Below are 19,698 nucleotides of genomic sequence, written 5' to 3'. Positions count from 1 at the left end.
ACGCCGGGCCGGCGCCTGGCCAGACTGGGGCATGTTCCAACAGGAGAACTCCATGAACATCACCCATTCCGCTTCGCTGCGCCGCTGTGCCTTGGGCCTGCTCGTGGGCCTCGCGGCCGCGGCGCCCGCGCTGGCGCAGATCACCTTCTACGAGCAGTCCGACTTCGGCGGCCGCTCCATCACGGCCAACGGCGACATCAGCAACCTGAAGAGCAGCCACTTCAACGACCGCGCCTCGTCGGCCGTGGTGCGCAGCCAGCGCTGGGAGGTCTGCGTCGACCAGCGCTATGGCGGCCGCTGCCGCGTGCTGCGGCCGGGCCAGTACTCGTCGCTGGAAGCCATGGGGCTCGATGACCAGATCTCCTCGGTCCGCAGGGTCGCGGGCAATGCCCGTGACGACGAGCTGAGCTATGCGCCCTACCCCACCGTGGTGGGCGACTACCGCCGCCGCGACCGTGAGCGCCTCTACGAGGCGACCGTCAGCGACGTGCGCGCGGTCTATGGCGAAGCCGGACAGCAGCGATGCTGGGTGGAGCACCAGCAGGTCAACGAAGGCCGCAGCGAGGGCAGCGTGCCGGGTACCGTCGTCGGCGCTGTCATCGGCGGCATCCTGGGCCACCAGGTAGGCGGCGGCACGGGGCGCGTGCTGGCCACGGCCGGCGGCGCGGTGGCCGGTGGCATGGTGGGCAACAACATCGGGCGCAACGGTAACGGCGAATCGGTCGTGACCCGCGACGTGCAGCACTGCGATGACCGGCCCGCGGCACAGGCCCCGGCCTACTGGGACGTGACCTATGACTTCCGCGGCCAACAGCACCACATCCAGCTCGCCAGGCCTCCCGGCCCGACCGTGACGGTCAACGCCCAGGGCGAGCCACGCGCTTGAGCCACTGCCCTCGAAGGATGTGATGACCAACACCACCACCAACGCCACGGCCACCGTGGCCGTGGGGCTTGCCGCCCCGCGCGAGAACCTGCTGGCCACGGCCCACCGGTCGGGCCATTTCAAGCACCTGATGGCCGCCATCAAGGCCGCCGGCCTGGCCGACATCCTCGACGGCGAGGGGCCCTACACCCTGTTCGCCCCCAACGACAAGGCGTTCGACCGGCTCGCCCGCAACGAGCTGGCCGACCTGCTCAAGCCCGAAAGCAAGGCCAGGCTGACCGCCCTCCTGAAGCTGCATGTGGTGCCCGGCCATGTGGCAGTCGCCGCCGCGGGCGAGCAGCCCATGCTTCTGGCAACACTGCAAGGCGAAACGCTGAGCCTGGACGCGGCACAGGGCCGCCTGCGGGTGAACAAGGCCCGGGTTGTCGAGCGCGACATTCAGGCCACCAACGGCGTCATCCACGCGATCGACACCGTGCTGATGCCGCCGACCCCGCCCTGACTTCCGCCCCGGGCCGTTCGACGGTCTTCGATGCAGGCGGCGCCCCGGCGTCGCCTGCCGCATTCAGCGTCCGCCGTCCTCGCCCAGCGCGGACTTCGGCGCGTCCGGTCCGCTCTCAGGCAGCACGGGGCGCTCGGTGCCCACCTTGCCGGGTGGCGGCGATCCCTCGGCCGTGAAGTCAGTTTCCTGCGGCACCCTGGGAGGGAGCGGGGGCGGGGTCATGCCGTCGTGGCGGCGGCTTCCTTCGGGGGGGCTGCGCAACTTCATGGGGTGCTCCTGGGGATGGGGGTCAACGCCATCTGGGTGCAGATGGATCGAACCGGTTCGAACAAGGCAGTCATCAGGACTCGCCAGACAGCGCTGAGTCGTTTCCAGTGCCGCGGGAACGTGCTGCACGCCGTCGAACAGCGCCGGCGTGGGTGGCGCAGCAAGGCCCTTCTGATGCCGCTTGGCGCGGTACATGGCGGCATCCGCGCTGGTCAGCAGCGTGTCGACGCAGGCGCCGTCGTCGGGGCTGATCGCCAGGCCCAGGCTGGCCTGCAGGCTCATGCGATGACCGGCCACCTGCATGGTCGACGCGATGGATGCGCTGAGCTTGCTCGTCAGCGCCTGAAGGTTGGCGGCGCTGCCCGCGTTCTGCAACAGGCAGGCGAACTCGTCGCCCCCGAGGCGGCTCACCACGTCGCCGTTGCGCAGCGCATGACCCATGCGCGCCGCGATGATGCGCAGCACCTCGTCGCCCGCGGCATGGCCGTGCTGGTCGTTGACAAGCTTGAAGCCGTCCAGGTCCAGCATCACCACCGCAACCGGTGCCCCGCAGGCCAAGGCCTGCTGCAGCCGCTCGCGGAAGGCGGCGCGATTGAGCAGGCCCGTCAAGTCGTCGTGTTCGGCACGGTGCCTGTGATGGCGCTCGCGCAGCTGGCCGTCGCGCAGCTGCATTTCCAGCTGCTGGCAGTGCTGCTGCGAAGCAGCCAACTGCACCAGCGCCTGGCGCAGTTGGCGGTGCAGGTCGAGGTCGTGCTGCGGCAGCGCCGCGCCCGCTGGCGCGACGGACTGGGCCTGGGCATGCATCATGGGGTTAGATTGGCAGGTAGTGTGGCCGCAGGCGTCAGTGCGATGCCTAACATAACGTGTCTTCAGCAGGCAATTTCATGCCCAGGCGGTAGCTCGCACGGTCTTGCGCATAGCAGCTGCAGGCGGCCGCCTCAAGGCCGGCGCGGTCGCTGACCGTGATCCAGCCGCGGTGGTAACGGATCAGGCCGGCCTCCTGCAAGCTGCCCGCCGCCACCGTGACGCCAACACGCCGCACGCCCAGCAGATGGGCCAGGCTCTCCTGCGTGACGGCAAAGCCATCGCCATCGGCGCGGTCCTGACCCATCAGCAGCCAGCGCGCAAGCCGCGCCTGTAGCGTGTGGAAGTGCAGACAGGCCGCCGCGGTGGCGGAGTAGCGCAGCTGCACCAGCAGGTAGCGCGTCAGCATCCGGCGAAGGCCGGGGCTGCCGGGCAACTGGCGGCGAAGCGCGGCGGCGGGCAACCCCCAGGCCTGGCCGTCTTCCTGCACCAGCGCGCTGACCGGGCTGGTGGGCAGGCCCAGCAACAGTTGAGCGCCCAGCACGCCCTCGCGGCCCACCATGCCCACCTGCAACGGCGGGTGGGCATCCAGCGGCGTGACTAGTGACATGAACCCTCGCACCGGGAACAGCAGCGCACGCGCAGGTCCGTCCTGGGTGGCCAGTTGCTGGCCGCCGCGCAAGGGCACCTGCACACCCGCGGCCAGCAGGCGCCGCAACTCGGCGGCAGGCAGGTGATCGAGCAGTTGATTGGCGGTCATGCGCCAGTCTGTGCGCGACCGGCCCCGCGCCGCTGTGCGCCAACGCACCCTGCCGGTCAGCGGGCAATGGGCAAGGGCTGGTTGAGCAGGCGGTCGTACTCGAGCTTGACGACGCCGTAGCACTCGCAGCTGCGCCTCTCGAGCCCGGGGCGGTCAATCACGGTGATGTGGCCGCGGGCGTAATCAATCAGCCCGAGCTTTTGCAGCTTCAGCGCCGCTTCGGTGACGCCTTCGCGGCGCACGCCCAGCATGTTGGCGATCAGTTCCTGGGTCATCACCAACTGGTCGCCGGCGATGCGGTCCAGACTCAGCAGCAGCCAGCGGCACAGCTGCTGCTCCAGCAGATGGTGGCGGTTGCAGACCGCCGTCTGCGCCATCTGCGTCAGCAGCGCCTGGGTGTAGCGCAGCAGCAGATGCATGCAGACCCCATAGCGCCCGAACTCGGCCTTGATGGCCGCCGCACGCAATCGGTGGCAGCCGCCGGCGCTCTGCACGACGGCACGGCTGGGTGTGGTCTCGCCGCCCATGAAGAGCGACACGCCGACGACGCCCTCGTAGCCCACCACCGCGATCTCGGCCGAGGCGCCGTCCTCCATCACATAGAGCAGCGAAACGATGGCCGTGGTGGGGAAATACACATGGCTTTGCGGCCGGCCGGACTCGTACAGCACCTGGCCCAGTTGCAGCGGCACGAACTCCAGCTGGGCTGCCAGGCGAGCCCATTCCTCTCCCGGCATGGCGGCCAGCAGGCGGTTGCTGAGCGGGTCAAGGGCATCAGGTGGTGCAGGCATCAAACCTCCCGTGCCATCGCGGCGTCGAAACGGCGACTCTAGCCAGCCCTGGGCGACTTGTGCGTGCGGTATGGAACATAGTCACTCTTTCAGGCGGCATGGGCTCATTGCGTCAGCGCCAGCAGTACGTCCGAATACCAGGCCAGGTTCAGGCCGAGCGAAGCATCGTGCTCGCCGTCGCGCCCGTTGGCGCGCTCGTGCGGGGCCATGCGCGGGGCATGCACGCCCAGCAACTGCCAGGGCAGGCTGGTGTCGCCGTCGGGGTCGTGGCGCACCACCGGCGCGCCGCTGCTGCCGCGGTGCATGGACGCATCGGTCAAGAAGCAGCATTGGCCCTGGAAGCGCACGCCAAAGGCCGAAGCCACAACGGCGCCGCGCGCCACGGGAAGATGGTGCAGGTTGTCGTGAAAGTCCAGCGGAAACCCCACCAGCAGCACGGGCTGGCCCAGGCGCACCGCATGCATCTGCACCTGGATGTGGCGGGGCGTGAAGGCGCAGAACTGCGCGTGCCGCGGCATGGCCATGCCTGGAATCTCCAGTGCGGCCACGTCCACGTCCCCACCGCTGTCACCCGCCTGGCGCCATAGCGGCAGGCCGTTGTCATACAGAGGCAGCGACACGCGGTGCTGCTCGGTCAGATCCGTGCCGGCGGCGTGCAGCGTGAACTCGACGCGCTGCGGCCGGTGGTCGGTGGCGAGATCGAGCAGCACGTGGCGGCTGGTGATGAGGAACAGGCGGGCGCCCCGCTGGAAGAAGAAACCGCTGGCCACCGTCGAGGCCTGGGGCCCGAGGAAGGTGGCCACCTGGGTGCAGCTCAGCAGCAGGGGTTCCACGCCTGCAGGGCGTGGCTGAATGGCATACATGGGCTCACTCCCGCAAAGGGACGATGCTGAGGGTGCCGGGCGAGGCCGACTGTGCGCTAGCGCACGAACCACGGCGAAACCGCATCACCGGCCCTGGACGCGGGGCGCGCGTTCAATCCGGTTGCACAGGGGCGCCGCCGGCCGCAAATACTGCGGGGCAAACCGGGCACGGGCTCCCGTTCCTAGTCTGCGGGACCGGCGGCGACGCCATGCTGAGAGACCGCGGCCGCCGGCGTCGGTGCGCTGGCGCACGCTGCCGGCAGGCCGGCCGCCAGCGCGGCCAGCAGCCGCATCTGCTCGGTCTGCAACGCCAGCAGTTCGGCCCATTGCCGCTCGCGCAACTGGTCCAGCTTGTCGTGCAGCAGCATGATCTCCAGCTCGGCCTTGAGGTTGATCTCGTAGTCATGTCCGGCCGTGAGGCGGTCCTTCTCGGACTGACGGTTCTGCGACATCAGGATGATGGGCGCCTGCACCGCTGCCAGCATGGACAGGAAGAGATTCAACAGGATGAAGGGGTAGGGGTCGAAGGTCTGGCCCCATCGCGCCAGCAGCAGCGCGTTCAGCCCCACCCACACCAGCATCACGGCGGCGAACAGGCCGACAAAGAACCAGGAGCCGCCGAACGCGGTGACCGCATCGGCAGCACGCTGGCCCCGGGTCGGCAGGGCGGCCGTGGCGGCTTCCGGGTGCCGCGTGATCGGCTGGCGCAGGCCGATGTGCCGGGCTACGCGCTGCGTTTGTGCGTCGAGTTCGGCGAACGGCCGGCCCAGCAGGGCGGCGGCCTGCGCGTCGTGGACGTCGTCGAGAGCTTGCATTGCGGACGAGAGTGCGGGTTGTGACGGCGAGTCTGGCCAAGGCTGAGCGTGCGCACCGTCTGCTGGCGCACACAGGGTGAGCGCGCTCGGTGCGCTGTCGAACCGACATGGCGGCGCGCGGCCCTCAGGCTGGGCACCCGTCTCGCACCTTCGGACGCAGGCGCTTCAATCCACAGGAAACACCATGACCACCCGTTTCGCGCACCCACCCCACATCACCCATCGAGCGCCTCAGGTAGCCGCGGCCTGCCTGCTCGTCGCGCTGTGCATCGCCCCCGCCCTGGGCGGCACCAGCCTGAGCAGCGTGGATGAGTTCAACGCCGGCAAGGCGCGCGCCGAGGCCGAACTGCGGGCCGACAAGGTCGCCTGCGACAAGCTCGCCGGCAACGCGCGCGATATCTGCCGCGAACAGGCCCGCGGCAAGGAACTGGTGGCCCAGGCCGAGTTGGACCTGGCCCACACCGGCACCCGCCGGGCTCAGGACCGAGTCACGACCGTCAAGGTGGACACCGCCTACGACCTGGCCCGCACCCGGTGCAACGACAAGGCCGGCAGCGCCAAGAACGTCTGTACCAAGGAGGCCCAGGCCGCACGCGTCAAGGGCCAGACCGACCTGAGGCTGAACCAGCGCGTGACCGAAGCCAGGCGCGACGCCGCGGAGGACCGGCGCGAAGCCGACTACAAGGTGGCCGCGGAGAAGTGCGGCTCGATGACCGTCGACGCGCGCGGCAGTTGCCTGGCAGCTGCCAAGGCAAAGGCCGGCAAGACCTGAGCCGCATCGCAATGCCCATGCGCTGGCTCACCCTCGAACACAGTCCTGGCGCCTACCGGGCCGACTTCTATCTCTACGGCAGCGTGGCCCTGGCTCTCGGTTCCGCCCTGCTGCTGGTCGGCCCGCCGGACCCGCGTCTGGCGGGTTGGGCTGCGGCCGGCGTCTTGGGCTGGACCCTGCTGGAATACCTGCTGCACCGTTTTGTGCTGCACGGGCTGTCGCCGTTCAAGCGCTGGCATGCCGAGCACCACCGTCGCCCGGGGGTGCTGATCGCGGCCCCCACCTTGCTGACGGCTGCACTCTTCGCCGCCTTGCTGCTCCCCTCCGTTTGGTGGCTTGGGGCCTGGGCGGCCGCGGCGCTGGGCTTCGGGCTGCTCGGTGGCTACCTCGCTTACGGGCTGACCCACCACGCCCTTCACCGGCCGCAGGCCACCAGGCCGGCGCACATCGGGCAGCGCTGGCTGCAGCGGCGCCGCAAGTGGCATGGGCTGCACCACCGGCGCATGCCCATGACGCCGGGCAGCCCATCGTCATCGACGAGGGAGGGCTACTACGGCGTCAGCAGTGCGTTCTGGGACCGCGTCTTCGGCACGGACCGCAGGGGGGCTACTTCATCCGCATGTCGTTCGCGACGCCGCTCACGCCCTTGACGTTGCGCGCCACCATCACGGCTGTCTCCATCTCCGGCTTTGAAGAAACGAAGCCGCTGAGCTGTACGCGGCCCTTGAAGGTCTCGACATTGATCTCGGCGGACTTCAGCGTCGGCTCGCCGAGGATGGCGGCCTTGACCTTGGTGGTGATGACGGTGTCGTCCACGTACTCGCCCGTGCCCTCCTGGGTGCGGGTGGCGGCACAGGCGCCGAGCAGCGCAAGCGCCGCGGTAGCGACCAGCAGGCGCGCGGAGGTCTTGAGGTTCGAGGTGTTCATGCAAACTCCTGTTCAGGGAAGAAAATGGCGCGGCACCGGGCCGCGCCCGGGATTCACTTCTGGATCAGATCGCCCGCCTGGCTGGCGAACACGACTTCGACGCGGCGGTTCATCTGCCGGCCGGCCGTGGTGTCGTTGCCGGCCACCGGGCGGTCCTCGCCATAGGCCTGGGTGCTGAGCTGGCCGCCCGACACGCCCAGGTGCACCAGCGCCGCCATCACCGAGTGCGCGCGGCGGTCAGACAGTGACTGGTTGAACGCCGTGCTGCCGGTGCTGTCGGTGTAGCCCTCGATGGATGCGCGCCGTTCGGGGTTGCGCTTCATGAAGGCGGCGAGCTGGTCCATGCTGCGCTGGCCCTCGGGGCGCAGCTGCGAGGCACCGGTGTCGAACAGCAGGTCGCCCAGCGTGACGACGAGGCCGCGCTCGGTCTGGCGCGCGTTCAGCTCGCGCAGCTGGGATTCGAGATCGCTGACCTTGGAGTCGCGCCGCGCGACACGGTCGCGTTCAGCCTGGGTGTTGGCCTCGGACTGGGCCAGCTGCACTGTCTTGACCGCCGAGGCCTGCTCGGCAGCGGTCCTTTGCGCCTGGGCCGTGTCGGCCTCGCGGGTGCGAAGCTCCAGGCGCATGCGGTCGCGCTCGGCGGCGGCACCGGTGACGACGGCCTGGGCGTTGCGGCTGGCAGCCGTGTCCTCGGCGATCGCCACCTGCTGCAGCGCCAGGTAGGACAGGTGGTTCACCTGGGCCACGCTGTCGCCGTTGATCTGGGCCTGGTCGGCCCGACGCAGCGACTCGCGGGCGCGGGCCAGTTCATCGCCTGCCATGGCCACGGTCTCGGGCTGGGCCTGCGCGGCGTTGAGCCGGGTTCGGGCCTGGTCCAGCGCAGCGTTCTGGGCTGGCATGGAGGAGCATGCGGCCAGGAGAGCCAGGCAGGCGGTGGCGACCGTGCCCGCCAGCGCATGCCGATGGGAGGGGGTGCGGGGAAATCGGGTGTACATGAGTTGTCTTTCAGAGTTCGGGGGTGATTCGTTCAGCGGACCGGCTTGCGTTGGATCTCTTCTGCTAGCGCACGGGCCGCGTCCTGCGACTCCTTCGCGGCCTTGCGAGAGCGCATGCTGTCGGCATGCAGTTCGGCGACGCGGGCATCGATCTCGGCTTGCTCGGACAGCGTGCGTGCGCGGTCCGCGTCGCCCGAGGCCACGGCGGCCCGCGCGGCGGCGAGCTTGTCAGTGGCCACGCGCAACTCGGCAGGCGCGTCGCTGGCCGTGGCGGGCGTGTTGGCACGCTGCACGGCGGCCTCGGCCACGGCAAGTTGTGGCGGCGCCTTGGACGGCGTGGCACAAGCGCCGAGCAGCAAGGCCGCGGAAGAAGCCGCTAACACCCAAGCCAGATGGCGGTAGACGACAGGGATGGGAACGGAGGGTGTCGAGTTCATTGGGAGCTCCTCGGGTCAGGCCGCGGGTGGCGGCAACACGCCGGCGGGGCCGGCGACCCAGTGCCCTGTCGGGGCTTGAACCCGTCGCAGCGCGCTGTGCCACCGACTCTGGGGCGCCGCGCCCGCCCTGTCTGTCTGCCAGCACACGCTGCCAATGTCTGCTGGCGCACAGACGCTGCGCCGCAGCAGCCAGCAGCATCAGCCTCCAGCCATCCCAGCGAGCGTCCCATGCTGCACTACGCGTTGATCTTCCTCGTCCTGGCCATGCTGGCCACCTTGTTCAGCTTCGGCGGCCTCGCCGCAGGGGCGGCCAGCCTGGCGCACGTGATGGGCCTGCTCTTCATCGTGCTGGCGGTTGCGGGCCTGATCGTGGGGCTGCTGCGTGGCCGTTGATCCAAGCACAGTTCCCGACGCGTTGCGGGCTCACTGCGTCGACTGCGCCGCTGCGCGTGGCCCTTGGCATGGCGCCGCAGGCGCTCTGCAGGCGCTGCACGCCGTCTTGCAACCACGCCTGATATCCACCCTGCTGGCCTTGCTGCTGCTGTTGGTGGGTGCGCTGTGGCTCGCTTGAAGCGCCGCTGGGGGCCGTGGCCGGCGCGGGACGCCCTGCTCGAGCCTGCACGCGGGCCGCTGAAGCCCCCCATCCGCGCGGCTTTGCTAGGCACCGAAGGCTTCGCCGCGCATGGCGAGGCGCTGGCCCGCGAGCATGGCCTGCCGCACCGGGCCGGCCTACCGCTTGCCTTCTTCCCACGACTGCGCGACAACGTCGCCTCGCTGCGTGAGGCGCAGACTGCCATCGAGCGACAGCGGCGCCTAGGCCGCCCGTTGAGCCCGGCCGGCGAGTGGCTGCAGGACAACATCCGCGACGTCATCGCGCAGACGCGCGTCGTGCGAGACGAGCTGCCGCACCGCTACTACCGCCAGCTGCCCGTGTTGACCGGCCCCGAACTCGCCGGCCTGCCACGCATCTATGCCATTGCCTGGCATTACCTGGCCCACACCGACGGCGCCTTCGACCCCGACCTGTTGGCGAGCTTCCTGCAGGCCTACCAGGGCGTGCACCGCCTCACGCAGGGCGAACTCTGGGCGCTGCCGACGACGCTGCGCGTGGTGCTGGTCGAAAATCTTCGCCGGCTGGCCGAGCGTGTCGCCACCGAGGAGGCCGCCCGCGAGGTCGCGCACACGCTGTGCGACACGCTCGCTGACGAAGGTGCCCACCTGGTGGCGCCGCAGCTCTGGTTCGAGCGCTTGCGTGAGCGGGGCGTGGCCGTTGCGTTCGCGCTGCAGGTCATGCAGCGCCTGCACGCCGACTCGGAGACCGGTACCGCCCAGGGCGCGGCCGGCCGCGAGGCCATCCGTGCGGCGCTGGCCGAGGCACTGCCTGACCCGGCCGCGGCGCTTGAATGCCAGCAGGTCGAGGCCGCCGCCGACGCTCTGAGCGTGGGCCACGCGATCAGCTCGCTGAGCCGGCTGGCGCGTGCCGACTGGAGCGGCCTCATCGACCAGTCCAGCGCGCTGATGCAACGGTTGCTGGCTTGGCCGCCTTTTGCAGCCGAACACCGCGACACCCAGGATGCCAGCCTGCACGAGATCGAGCGCCTGGCGCGGCGCTGCCGCCGCAGCGAGCGCGCCATCGCGGACCGGCTGCTGGCCTTGGCATCGCACGATGTCCCGCCAAACGGTGGCCTGCCGACCGCGTCGCTGGGCTACTGGCTGCTCGGCGCAGGCCGGACCGCGTTGCATGCCAAGCTCGGCCTGCCGCCGCCGCTTGGCCTGCTCTGGCGCCGCCAGGCACTGCCGCTGATGCTCGCAGGCCTGGCCGCGCTCAGCGTCGGCATCACGCTTGCCTTCATGCACGGCGCCTCGGCACCAGGCCTGGCCGGCTGGATCTGGGGCGGGCTGGCGCTGCTGACTCTGCTGCCGGCCAGCGAGGTGGCCACCGCCTTCTTGAACCGCCTCATCAGCGAGTCGCTGCCGCCACGCCGGCTGCCGCGCCTGGCGCTGACCGGGGGCATCCCACCGGAGCATCGCGTGCTGGTGGTGATGCCCGTGCTGCTGGACAGCGCCGCCACTGCGCAGGAACTCGCGCGCCGGCTGGAACGCCACCACCTGGCCAACCGCGAAGCGCACGCGCAGTTCGCGCTGCTGAGCGACTTTGCCGATGCTGCCGAAGCCGACACCCCTGCCGACGCGCCGCTGCTCCAGGAGGCCCTCGCGCAGATCGAAGCGCTCAATGCGCGTCACCCCGCGCCATCAGGCGAGCCGCTGCGCTTCCTGCTTCTGCACCGGCCGCGCCGCTGGAGCGACAGCGAGCGCCACTGGATCGGCTGGGAGCGCAAGCGCGGCAAACTGGAGCAGCTGATGGAGCGGCTCAGCGGTGGGGGGAACGCCTTCTTGGACTTCGGCCCGCGCTCACAGCCAGCTGCCGACACGCCCTACGTCGTCACGCTGGACAGCGACACTGTGCTGCCGCCCGGCGCGCTGCGCGCACTGGTCGCCGTGGCGGCCCACCCTCTGAACCGGCCGCAGCTCGGGCGCACGGTCGGTGGGCTGGCACGTGTGGTCAGCGGCCACGGCATCCTGCAGCCGCGCCTGCAGGCTGCCTGGCCGCAGATGGCGAGCGGCCGCGCCGCCGGACCGGGCAGTTTGTTTCACCGTCTTTTTGCTGGCGTCGCCGCAGGCCACGATGCCTACAACGCAGTCGCCTCCGAGGTCTACCAGGACCTGCTCGACGAAGGCAGCTTTGCCGGTAAGGGCTTGCTCAACGTGGCCGCCGTGCATGCGGTGCTGGCCGGGCGCTTGCCCGAGGGCCAGGTCTTGAGCCACGACCTGCTGGAGGGATGCATTGCCCGCTGCGGCAGCGTCGGCGACGTCGCACTGATCGAGCCGGCACCCCAGCATGCTGACGTGGCCGCCGCACGGCTGCACCGCTGGACGCGCGGCGACTGGCAGCTGCTGCCGCTGCTGTTGCCACGCCATGGGTTGCGCGCGCTGGACCGCTGGAAGCTGATCGACAACCTGCGCCGCAGCCTCGTCGCGCCGGCGACCTTGCTGCTCGTGCTGCTGGCGCTGGCCGGCGCGCCGCTTTCGGCATGGAGTGCATTCGCGCTCGCAGCAGCGGCCTTCGGGGCAGCCCCGCTGCTGGGTGCCGTAGCCGGCCTCGCCCCGAGTCGCGACGACATCGCCCTCGGCCACTTCATCCGCGCGGCCATGGCTGACTTCGCCCGCGCGCTCGCCGGCCTGGCCTGGCACCTGGCGCTGTGGCTGCGTCAGTCGCTGCTGAGCGTGGACGCGATCACGCGGGCGCTGTGGCGCAGCGCGGTCAGCCGCCGCGGCTTGCTGGCATGGATGACGGCTGCCGCCTCCGAAAGCCGGGCCGCCCTGGGCCTGCGGGCCCAGCTCGTGCAGAAGGCGCCGCTGTCGCTGCTCGCACTGGCCCTGGGCGCGGCACTGCTGGCGCTGCACACGCCGGCCCCGCTGCTGGCGGTGGGCCTGAGCCTGCTGTGGGCCGCTACGCCGCTGTGGGTGGCCTGGGCCAGCCGTCCGGCCGTGGCCGTGATGCCGCCGCTCGCGGACGACGATCGCCAATACCTGCTGGGCCTGGCGCGCGAAACCTGGGGTTGGTTCGCGACCCACGTCGGGCCCGCAAGTCACCACCTGCCGCCCGACAACGTGCAGACCTTGCCGCGACTGATGGTGGCGCAGCGCTCCTCGCCCACCAACATCGGTCTGTACCTGCTGTCCGCTGTCAGCGCGCGCGCCTTCGGCTGGATCACTCCCATGGAGTTGCTCGAACGGCTGCACGCCACGCTGGACACGCTCGAGCGCCTGCCGCTGGAACGTGGCCATCTGCTGAACTGGATCGCCACCGACACGCTGCAGCCATTGCTGCCGGCCTACGTCTCCACGGTGGACAGCGGCAACCTCTGCGGCCACCTGCTCGCGGTGGCGAACGCCTGCGAGACGGTCGGCGCCGCCCAGGCGCTGCAGCACCAGCTCAACCGCGTCGCCCGGCGCTGCCGGCGCTTTGCCGAGGCCACCGACTTCACCTTCCTCTACGACCCGCAGCGGCGCCTGCTGCACATCGGCTGGCTGGTGGCCGACCAGAAGCTGGACCCCCACCACTACGACCTGCTGGCCAGCGAGTCGCGGCTGGCGAGCCTGTGGGCCATCGCCAAGGGCGACGTGCCAGCCGCGCACTGGGCCGCACTGGGCCGCAGCTTCCAGGCGGACGGTGCCGAGCTGGGCTTGAAGTCCTGGTCGGGTTCGATGTTCGAGTACCTGATGCCACTGTTGATCCTGGACGAGCCGGCCGACAGCGTGTTGGGCCGGGCCGCGCGCATGGCCGTTCAGGCGCAGCGCCGCCATGCCGACGAGCTGGGCTTGCCCTGGGGCGTCAGCGAGTCCGCCTACGCCGCCACCGACCGCACGCTGGCCTACCAGTACGCGCCGCAGGGCGTGCCTGGGCTGGCGCTGCGCCGCGCGCCGGCCGATGAACGCGTCATCGCGCCCTACGCCACCACTTTGGCCGCCATGCTCGTGCCGCAGGCCGCCGCTCACAACCTGCGGCGGCTACAAGCCTTGAAGATGCGCACCCCCTGGGGCTTCTTCGAGGCGCTGGATTGCACGCCGGCGCGACAGGTCGACGAGCATCAGTGCACCCGCGTGCAGACTCACATGGCGCACCACCAGGGCATGACGCTGGTGGCTCTGGCCCAGGTGTTGCTGGATGGCCTGCCGCAGCGCTGGGGCATGGCCGATACCCGCCTTGCCGCGGTGGCTACGCTGCTGCAGGAGCGCCTGCCGCGCGAGGTGGCTCGCCAGCGCGACACGGCACCCGCCGCGGTGGACCGAGGCGACCCGGCGGCGGACGTGTCGCTGCGCGACGTGCGGCCCGGCGAAGAGGCCCTGGGGCGCACCCAGCTGCTGGGCAATGCAGGCTATCGCCAGGCCGCCGCACTGGCCGCCGGCCGTCCTGCTGAGGCGTCGCGACCGGCCTACAGCGTCTCGCTGCGCGCCAACGGTGCCGGCTGGAGCCGCTACGGCGAGGTCGACCTGGGCCGCTGGCGCGACGACGCGCTGCGCGACGACCACGGGCATTTCGTCTACCTGCGCCGCAGCGAAGGCGGCGGCATCGCGCCGGTATCGCTGACCCAGCACCCGGCTCCCGACCCTGCTGCGCGCTACACCGCCAGCTTCCTGCCCGACCGCGTGTGCTTCGACGCCACCTGGCCCGACCTGCACGCCCGTTGCACGGTCTGGGTCAGTCCCGAGGACGACGTGGAGCTGCGCCGCGTCGAGCTGTGGAACACCTCCGGCCGGCCCATCACGCTGGAGCTGATGTCGGCCTTCGAGGTGAGCCTCTCGCCTGCGCGTGCCGACGAGATGCACCCAGCCTTCGCCAACCTCTTTGTCAGCGTCGACTGGGATGCCGCGGCTCATGCCATGACCTTCGCGCGGCGGCCGCGTCGCGAGGGCGAGCGGGGCCAGCACGCGGTGCATTTCATCGCTCATGCCGAAACGGGTGGCCCGCTCGCGGTGCGCGCACTGGCCGACCGCGCACGCTGGCGCGGTCGCTTGCGCCAGCCCTGGCAGGCACTGGCCGCGTTCGACCCCGGCGCCACGGTCAGCGGCCCGCTGGATACCGGGCTGGACCCGGTGGCCGCGCTGTGCGTGCCGCTGATGCTCCCGCCCCATGGCACCGCACAGCTGACCTGGGCCACCGCTGCAGCCCAGGACGCCGAAACGCTGGCCGCGCTGGTTGACAGTTATCGCCGCCCTGGTGCCGTGGAGCGCGCCTCGCAGCTCAGCGCCACGCTGCATACCTTGCAGCAGCGCGAGCGCCGCCTGCACAGTGAAGACCTGGCCGCCATCCAGGTGCTGACCAGCCTGCTCGTGCTGCTGCACGCCCGCCCCGATGCCGCAACGCCCGGCCAGGCCTGCGACCGCCGGCTGCTGTGGCGCTACGGGCTCTCCGGCGAGCGGCCGCTGGTGGTCGTCACCGCCACGTCCGTGGCCGGCCTCGCGCTGGTGCAGACGCTGGTCCAGGGGCTGCTGTATTGGGCCCATGGCGGCGTCGGCGTGGACCTGGTACTGATCAATGCGGAGCCGAATTCCTACCTGATGCCGCTGAGGCAGGGCCTGCAAAGCCTGCGCGATCACTACGCCCCCGAGCTGCATCACGGGCCGCTGGCCGGGCGTGGCACGCTGCTGCTGCTGCAGTCCGCTGATGTCAGCGCCCTGGAGCGGACCACGCTCGCCCAGCTCGCGCGGCTACGTCTCAACGCCGATGGCCGGCCGCTGGGCCGCCACGTGGCCGACCTGCTGGCCTGGCATGAGGGCGCCCGCACGCTGCGCGAAGCGCGCGAACGCCGCGGCCCGGCTGAGCCCGCTTTCGCTGCCGCAGCGCCCGCGGCGCCGGGCCGCTTCGACCCGCTGGAGGGGGGCTACCGTTTCGTCACATCGCTGGCCCGGCCCACGCCCAGGCCCTGGGTCAATGTGCTGGCCAACCCGTACTTTGGCACGCTGGTGTCCGAGAGCGGCGCCGGCTGGACCTGGGCCGGCAACAGCCGGCTGCACCAGCTCAGCGCCTGGAGCAACGACCCCCTCGTCGACATCGCACGGGAGCGTTTCGCGCTGCAGGATCTGAGAACAGGCGAGGTCTGGAACCTCGCACCGGGACCAGGCGCAGCCGAGGACGACTACCGTATCGAGCACAGCCCCGAGGGCACGACCATCAGCCACCGGCGTGGCGAGCTGACGGTGGAGCTGGCCTGGCGCGTGGATGCAATGCTCGCGGCCAAGCATGTGCAGATCTCGCTGAGCAACACCGGCAGCCGCGGCAGGCGGCTGCGCGTACTGGGAGCCATCGAATGGCTGCTCGGAGCAGTGCTGGTGGACCGACAGACCGTGCGCACCAGCCAGTCGCGACTCACACCGTCCGGCGGCGCCGCGCTGGACGTGCTGCTGGCCACCCAGCTCGACCAGCATGACGGCGCCGCTGGCCAGACCGCGTTCTGGACGCTGCAGGCCGATGGCGAGGACGGCCGCGACGCCGTGATGCCCGACTGGACCTGCGACCGCCGCGAGCTGTTCGACGCCCGCGGCCGCCCCAGCTGGCCCGACAGCTTCGGGCGCCTGGCCGGCCAAGGCGGCGACCCCTGCGCGGCGCTGAGCCTGAGCCTGCGCCTGGAGGCCGGCGCCACGCGCCGCTGCGAGTTTTTGCTCGGCCACGCGGCGACGCCACCGGCGGCGCTCGCATTGGCGCAGCGACTGCTGGATGGCGAACAAGGCCTGCGCGAGGCCCGCCTGGATGCGGTCCATGTGCTGAGCCCTGACCCACGCTTCGACGCTCTCGTGAACCACTGGCTGCTGCACCAGACCACCGCCTGCCGACTCTGGGGCCGCGCGGGCTTCTACCAGGCCGGCGGCGCGTACGGCTTTCGCGACCAACTGCAGGACGCGATGGCCCTCGCGCTGACCGCGCCCGAACTGTTGCGCGAGCATCTGCTGCGCGCCGCCGCCCGGCAGTTCACGCAAGGCGACGTCCAACATTGGTGGCACCCCCACAGCGGCGCCGGCGTACGCACGCGCTGTAGCGACGATCTGCTGTGGCTGCCGCATGCAGCCCACCACTACGTTCACACCACCGGCGACACGGGCGTGCTGGACGAGCCCGTGCCCTTCATTGAAGGCGACGCGATCCCCGTCGCGGCCGACGACGCCTACACCGTGCCGCGCCCAGGGAGCTCGACGGCGACGCTGTTCGAGCACTGCGCCCGGGCCATCGACGCACGGTTGAAGGTGGGGGCGCATGGCCTGCCGCAGATCGGCGCCGGCGACTGGAACGACGGCATGAGCCAGGTCGGCGCAGCCGGACGCGGCGAGTCGGTATGGCTGGGCTGGTTTCTGTGCCGCATCGTCGCGGACTTCGCACCGCTGGCCCAAGCGCGTGGCGAGACCCAGCGCGCCGCTCGCTGGCTGGCGGCGGCTGACGGCTGGCGCCAGGCGCTGGCCGGGCCGGCCTGGGACGGCGAATGGTATGTGCGAGCCTTCTTCGACAACGGCACGCCGCTGGGCACACACGCCAGCGCGGAGTGCCGCATCGACCTGATCGCCCAGGCCTGGAGCGTGCTGTCCGACGCCGCACCGCTCGAACGCCAGCACCAGGCCATGGCCTCGGCTGAACGATTGCTGCTGGACACCGACTGGCGACTGCTGCGCCTGCTGGACCCGCCGCTCGCTCACCACCGTCCTTCAGCCGGCTACATCCAGGCTTACCCGCCGGGCGTCCGCGAGAATGGCGGCCAGTACACCCATGCCGTCGTGTGGGCCGCGATGGCCTGGGCCCAACTCGGCCAGGCGGACACCGCCTGGCGCGCCTGGGTGGCCTGCAGCCCGGCCCACCGCGCAGACGACGCGGCACTGGGCCCGCGCTTCGGCCTGGAGCCATATGCAGTGGCGGCCGACATCTGCAGCCAGCCCCCCTGGACCGGCCGGGGCGGCTGGAACTGGTACAGCGGCTCGGCTGCCGGCCTCTACCGCGCGGCCATAGGCTCCATCTGCGGGCTGCAGGTGCAGGGCGACCGGCTGCGCTTCGTGCCCGCGCTGCCCAGCCACTGGCCGGCCGTGCAGCTGACGCTGCGCCGTCACGGGCGGCTTTACCGCTTCAGCCTGTGCCGGGCCGACGCGCTGCAGGAGGCGGCCGCTGCGCGGGCGCAGGGGGCACAGCCGCTGGTGGCGGGCGAGTGGCTGAGGACGGATGTCGAACCGACGGCAGTGCACCACCTCGTGATCCTGCCGCCTGCACATTCCCGGCCCGCGCCGCGCGAGGCGGCGCCGGCTGTCGAAGAGCTGGGCCCGGCAGTTTGATCTGCGGCCTCACAGACGGACCGCCAGTCCGGCGCTTCGTGCTCGTGTGACCCGGCCACCCGTCGACGTGCAACCCGATGTCATCGGGATCCGGATCCCAGACGATGGTCGATGCGGGTATCTGTCCTGGGACGCCGCGTCATGGCACGAGTCGAGAGAGCTGAAGAAATATATCGAGAAGCACAACGAAGAGGCTCTTGACGGGCCGCGCCTAGAACTTGTCCCACTGCCAGCCAGCTCTCAGTTCTTGAACGTCATCGAATCGATCTTCAGCGGCATGTCTCGGGCGATCAACCTGATGGAAGGACCGCTGTCGCTGCGAAGCCATCTCGTGCAGCTCTTGCGTTGCGCTTCAAACCACTTGCGGCTGGTGGCCCACGGGATTCGAAACTTTGACAGTCACGTTCGGCGAAGCTCGAGGAGCCGTTTCGATACATTGACCTTCAGTTCGAAACCTTGTTATCAGCTCCCACTCGTCACATGGCCCTGCAATACCTGACCCTCCCCGTCACCGCCTTCCAGCAGAACTGTTCCCTCGTCTGGTGCGACGCCACCCGGGACGCCGCCGTGATCGACCCCGGCGGCGAGCTGCCGCGGCTGCTGGCTGCGGTGCAGCAGCGCGGCCTGAACCTCAAGGCCATCTGGCTGACGCATGCCCATATCGACCATGCCGGCGGCACGGGCCAGCTCGCGCGTGAGCAGGGCCTGCCCATCATCGGCCCGCATCCCGGCGACCAGTTCTGGATAGCCGGCCTGGCGCAGCAGAGCAAGATGTTCGGCTTCCCGCCGGCCGAGAGCTTCGCGCCCGATCGCTGGCTGGACGATGGCGACACGGTGCAGATCGGTGAAGAGACGCTGAACGTGCGTCACTGCCCCGGCCACACGCCGGGCCATGTCGTCTTCCACTCGGCCTCGGCCGGGCGCGCCTTCGTCGGCGACGTGCTGTTCGCGGGCGGCATCGGCCGCACCGATTTCCCCGGCGGCAACCATCAGCAGCTGATCGACGCCATCCGCCAGCGCCTGTGGCCCATGGGTGACGACACCATCTTCATTCCGGGCCACGGACCGGAAAGCAGCATCGGAAAAGAACGTCGCAGCAATCCCTATGTTGCAGATGGCGTTTGAGCGACGGCGCGCTGTAATTCCTTCACAAACACACCCAGCAACATTTACGCCCAAGGCGAAACATGCTCTCCTACGCTTTGATGAGAGCTCGCAAGGTGTGGGCAGAGGAGTGCTTCCATGTGGTTGTCCGAGTTTGTGCAGCCGGGCCAAACCCCCGGCGCCCGTCCGCGTGAACGCCGCCAGGCGGCCTCACTGTCCAATCAGTGGCTGGGTTTGGTGCTGGAGGAGCTCGACCACGGGGTCGTGCTGCTCAACGGTGGCGGCCGCGTGCTGCACACCAATCTGGCGGCGCGAGCGTCGCTGGACGACAACCACCCGTTGGAGCTGGTCGGCCAGCATCTGCGGGCCCGCCTGCTGACCGATGCCGTGCCGCTGGCCGAGGCGCTGGAAGGCGCCGAGGCGAGCGGGCGCCGCTGCCTGCTGCGCCTGGGCGACGACCGTGCCGAATGCGGCCGCGCCAATGTCGTCGTCGTGCCGCTGAACCGCGACGTCAACCAGGCGGCTGTGCTGCTGATCCTGGAGCGCCGCCAGCTCTGCGGCGATCTCGCCGCCCAGTGGTTCGCGCTGCGCTACCAGCTGACGCCGGCCGAGACCGAGGTGCTCAAGGCCCTGTCCAACGGCGTCAAGCCCACCGAGGTGGCCCAGCGCCAGGGCGTGGCCATCTCCACGGTGCGCAGCCAGATCCAGAGCATCCGCGCCAAGAGCGGGGCGGACAGCATCGGCGAGTTGATGCGTCAGCTGGCACTGCTGCCGCCTTTGGTGTCGTCGCTGCGACCCGCCAAGCTGGTGAACTAACATCCTGGCGGGGGGGGGGGGGGGGGGGGGGGGAGGGGGGGGGGGGGGGGAGGAGAAGAGAAGAGAGAAAAGCAAAAGGGCGGATGGC

16 protein-coding genes are annotated in these 19,698 nt (G+C 70.5%); 8 read left to right on the top strand and 8 right to left on the bottom strand.

Features of this window, described 5'->3' with window-relative positions; translation table 11 throughout:
* The first annotated feature begins 52 nt into the window (after positions 1-52).
* Together AC3WOE_RS24215 and AC3WOE_RS24210 are read left to right on the top strand one after the other, a co-directional pair.
* Positions 53-886: a beta/gamma crystallin-related protein gene (locus tag AC3WOE_RS24215; protein ID WP_492693956.1), complete on the top strand. Its 834-nt coding sequence runs from the start codon at positions 53-55 to the stop codon at positions 884-886.
* Between the two features lie 22 nt (positions 887-908).
* Positions 909-1,388 (top strand): fasciclin domain-containing protein, encoded by a 480-nt coding sequence (locus tag AC3WOE_RS24210; RefSeq protein WP_492693954.1) that lies wholly within the window; start codon positions 909-911, stop codon positions 1,386-1,388.
* Between the two features lie 63 nt (positions 1,389-1,451).
* Here AC3WOE_RS24210 and AC3WOE_RS24205 read toward each other — a convergent pair whose 3' ends face one another.
* The 5 genes from AC3WOE_RS24205 to AC3WOE_RS24185 all read right to left on the bottom strand — a co-directional run bounded on the left by AC3WOE_RS24205 (position 1,452) and on the right by AC3WOE_RS24185 (position 5,688).
* Entirely contained in the window at positions 1,452-2,462 is a 1,011-nt protein-coding gene (locus AC3WOE_RS24205) for a diguanylate cyclase domain-containing protein (RefSeq protein WP_492693952.1), read from the bottom strand.
* Positions 2,463-2,508: 46 nt separating this feature from the next.
* Entirely contained in the window at positions 2,509-3,219 is a 711-nt protein-coding gene (locus AC3WOE_RS24200; RefSeq protein ID WP_492693950.1) for a Crp/Fnr family transcriptional regulator, read from the bottom strand.
* 56 nt (positions 3,220-3,275) lie between these two features.
* Entirely contained in the window at positions 3,276-4,010 is a 735-nt protein-coding gene (locus AC3WOE_RS24195; RefSeq protein ID WP_492693949.1) for a Crp/Fnr family transcriptional regulator, read from the bottom strand.
* A 104-nt stretch (positions 4,011-4,114) separates the two neighbouring features.
* Positions 4,115-4,873, bottom strand: coding sequence for a trypsin-like peptidase domain-containing protein (locus AC3WOE_RS24190; RefSeq protein ID WP_492693948.1), 759 nt, complete (start codon positions 4,871-4,873; stop codon positions 4,115-4,117).
* Between the two features lie 182 nt (positions 4,874-5,055).
* Entirely contained in the window at positions 5,056-5,688 is a 633-nt protein-coding gene (locus AC3WOE_RS24185) for a DUF1003 domain-containing protein (RefSeq protein WP_492693947.1), read from the bottom strand.
* A gap of 184 nt (positions 5,689-5,872) precedes the next feature.
* Here AC3WOE_RS24185 and AC3WOE_RS24180 point away from each other — a divergent pair, with 184 nt between their 5' ends.
* The gene (locus tag AC3WOE_RS24180; RefSeq protein WP_492693946.1) at positions 5,873-6,460 is read left to right on the top strand and encodes a hypothetical protein; all 588 of its coding nucleotides are present in this window, start codon (positions 5,873-5,875) and stop codon (positions 6,458-6,460) included.
* A gap of 17 nt (positions 6,461-6,477) precedes the next feature.
* Positions 6,478-7,110: a sterol desaturase family protein gene (locus tag AC3WOE_RS24175; RefSeq protein ID WP_492693945.1), complete on the top strand. Its 633-nt coding sequence runs from the start codon at positions 6,478-6,480 to the stop codon at positions 7,108-7,110.
* Here the strand turns inward: AC3WOE_RS24175 and AC3WOE_RS24170 are convergent.
* The 3 genes from AC3WOE_RS24170 to AC3WOE_RS24160 all read right to left on the bottom strand — a co-directional run bounded on the left by AC3WOE_RS24170 (position 7,067) and on the right by AC3WOE_RS24160 (position 8,819).
* Positions 7,067-7,387 carry a BON domain-containing protein gene (locus AC3WOE_RS24170; protein WP_492693944.1) on the bottom strand — a complete coding sequence of 107 codons (321 nt, stop codon included), beginning with the start codon at positions 7,385-7,387 and terminating at the stop codon, positions 7,067-7,069. The genes AC3WOE_RS24175 and AC3WOE_RS24170 overlap by 44 nt on opposite strands.
* Before the next feature lie 53 nt (positions 7,388-7,440).
* Complete coding sequence (locus AC3WOE_RS24165) at positions 7,441-8,286, bottom strand: OmpA family protein (RefSeq protein ID WP_492693943.1); 846 nt, start codon at positions 8,284-8,286, stop codon at positions 7,441-7,443.
* Positions 8,287-8,414: 128 nt separating this feature from the next.
* A complete protein-coding gene (locus tag AC3WOE_RS24160; protein WP_492693942.1) occupies positions 8,415-8,819 on the bottom strand; it encodes a DUF4398 domain-containing protein in 405 nt (134 codons plus the stop codon).
* Between the two features lie 228 nt (positions 8,820-9,047).
* Between AC3WOE_RS24160 and AC3WOE_RS24155 the strand changes: the two genes are divergently transcribed.
* The 4 genes from AC3WOE_RS24155 to AC3WOE_RS24140 all read left to right on the top strand — a co-directional run bounded on the left by AC3WOE_RS24155 (position 9,048) and on the right by AC3WOE_RS24140 (position 19,610).
* Complete coding sequence (locus tag AC3WOE_RS24155; protein WP_492693941.1) at positions 9,048-9,212, top strand: DUF1328 domain-containing protein; 165 nt, start codon at positions 9,048-9,050, stop codon at positions 9,210-9,212.
* Between the two features lie 174 nt (positions 9,213-9,386).
* Positions 9,387-17,690, top strand: a complete 8,304-nt coding sequence (locus tag AC3WOE_RS24150; protein WP_492693940.1) for a GH36-type glycosyl hydrolase domain-containing protein — start codon at positions 9,387-9,389, stop codon at positions 17,688-17,690.
* Between the two features lie 480 nt (positions 17,691-18,170).
* On the top strand, positions 18,171-18,815 hold the full coding sequence (locus AC3WOE_RS24145; RefSeq protein WP_492693939.1) for an MBL fold metallo-hydrolase: 645 nt from the start codon (positions 18,171-18,173) through the stop codon (positions 18,813-18,815).
* Between the two features lie 117 nt (positions 18,816-18,932).
* On the top strand, positions 18,933-19,610 hold the full coding sequence (locus AC3WOE_RS24140) for a helix-turn-helix transcriptional regulator (RefSeq protein WP_492693938.1): 678 nt from the start codon (positions 18,933-18,935) through the stop codon (positions 19,608-19,610).
* Positions 19,611-19,698 lie beyond the last annotated feature (88 nt).

The organism is Roseateles sp. FW305-36, from assembly GCF_058787015.1.
Note: the sequence above shows the minus strand (reverse complement) of the source record. Positions and strands in the feature narration are given on the sequence as shown.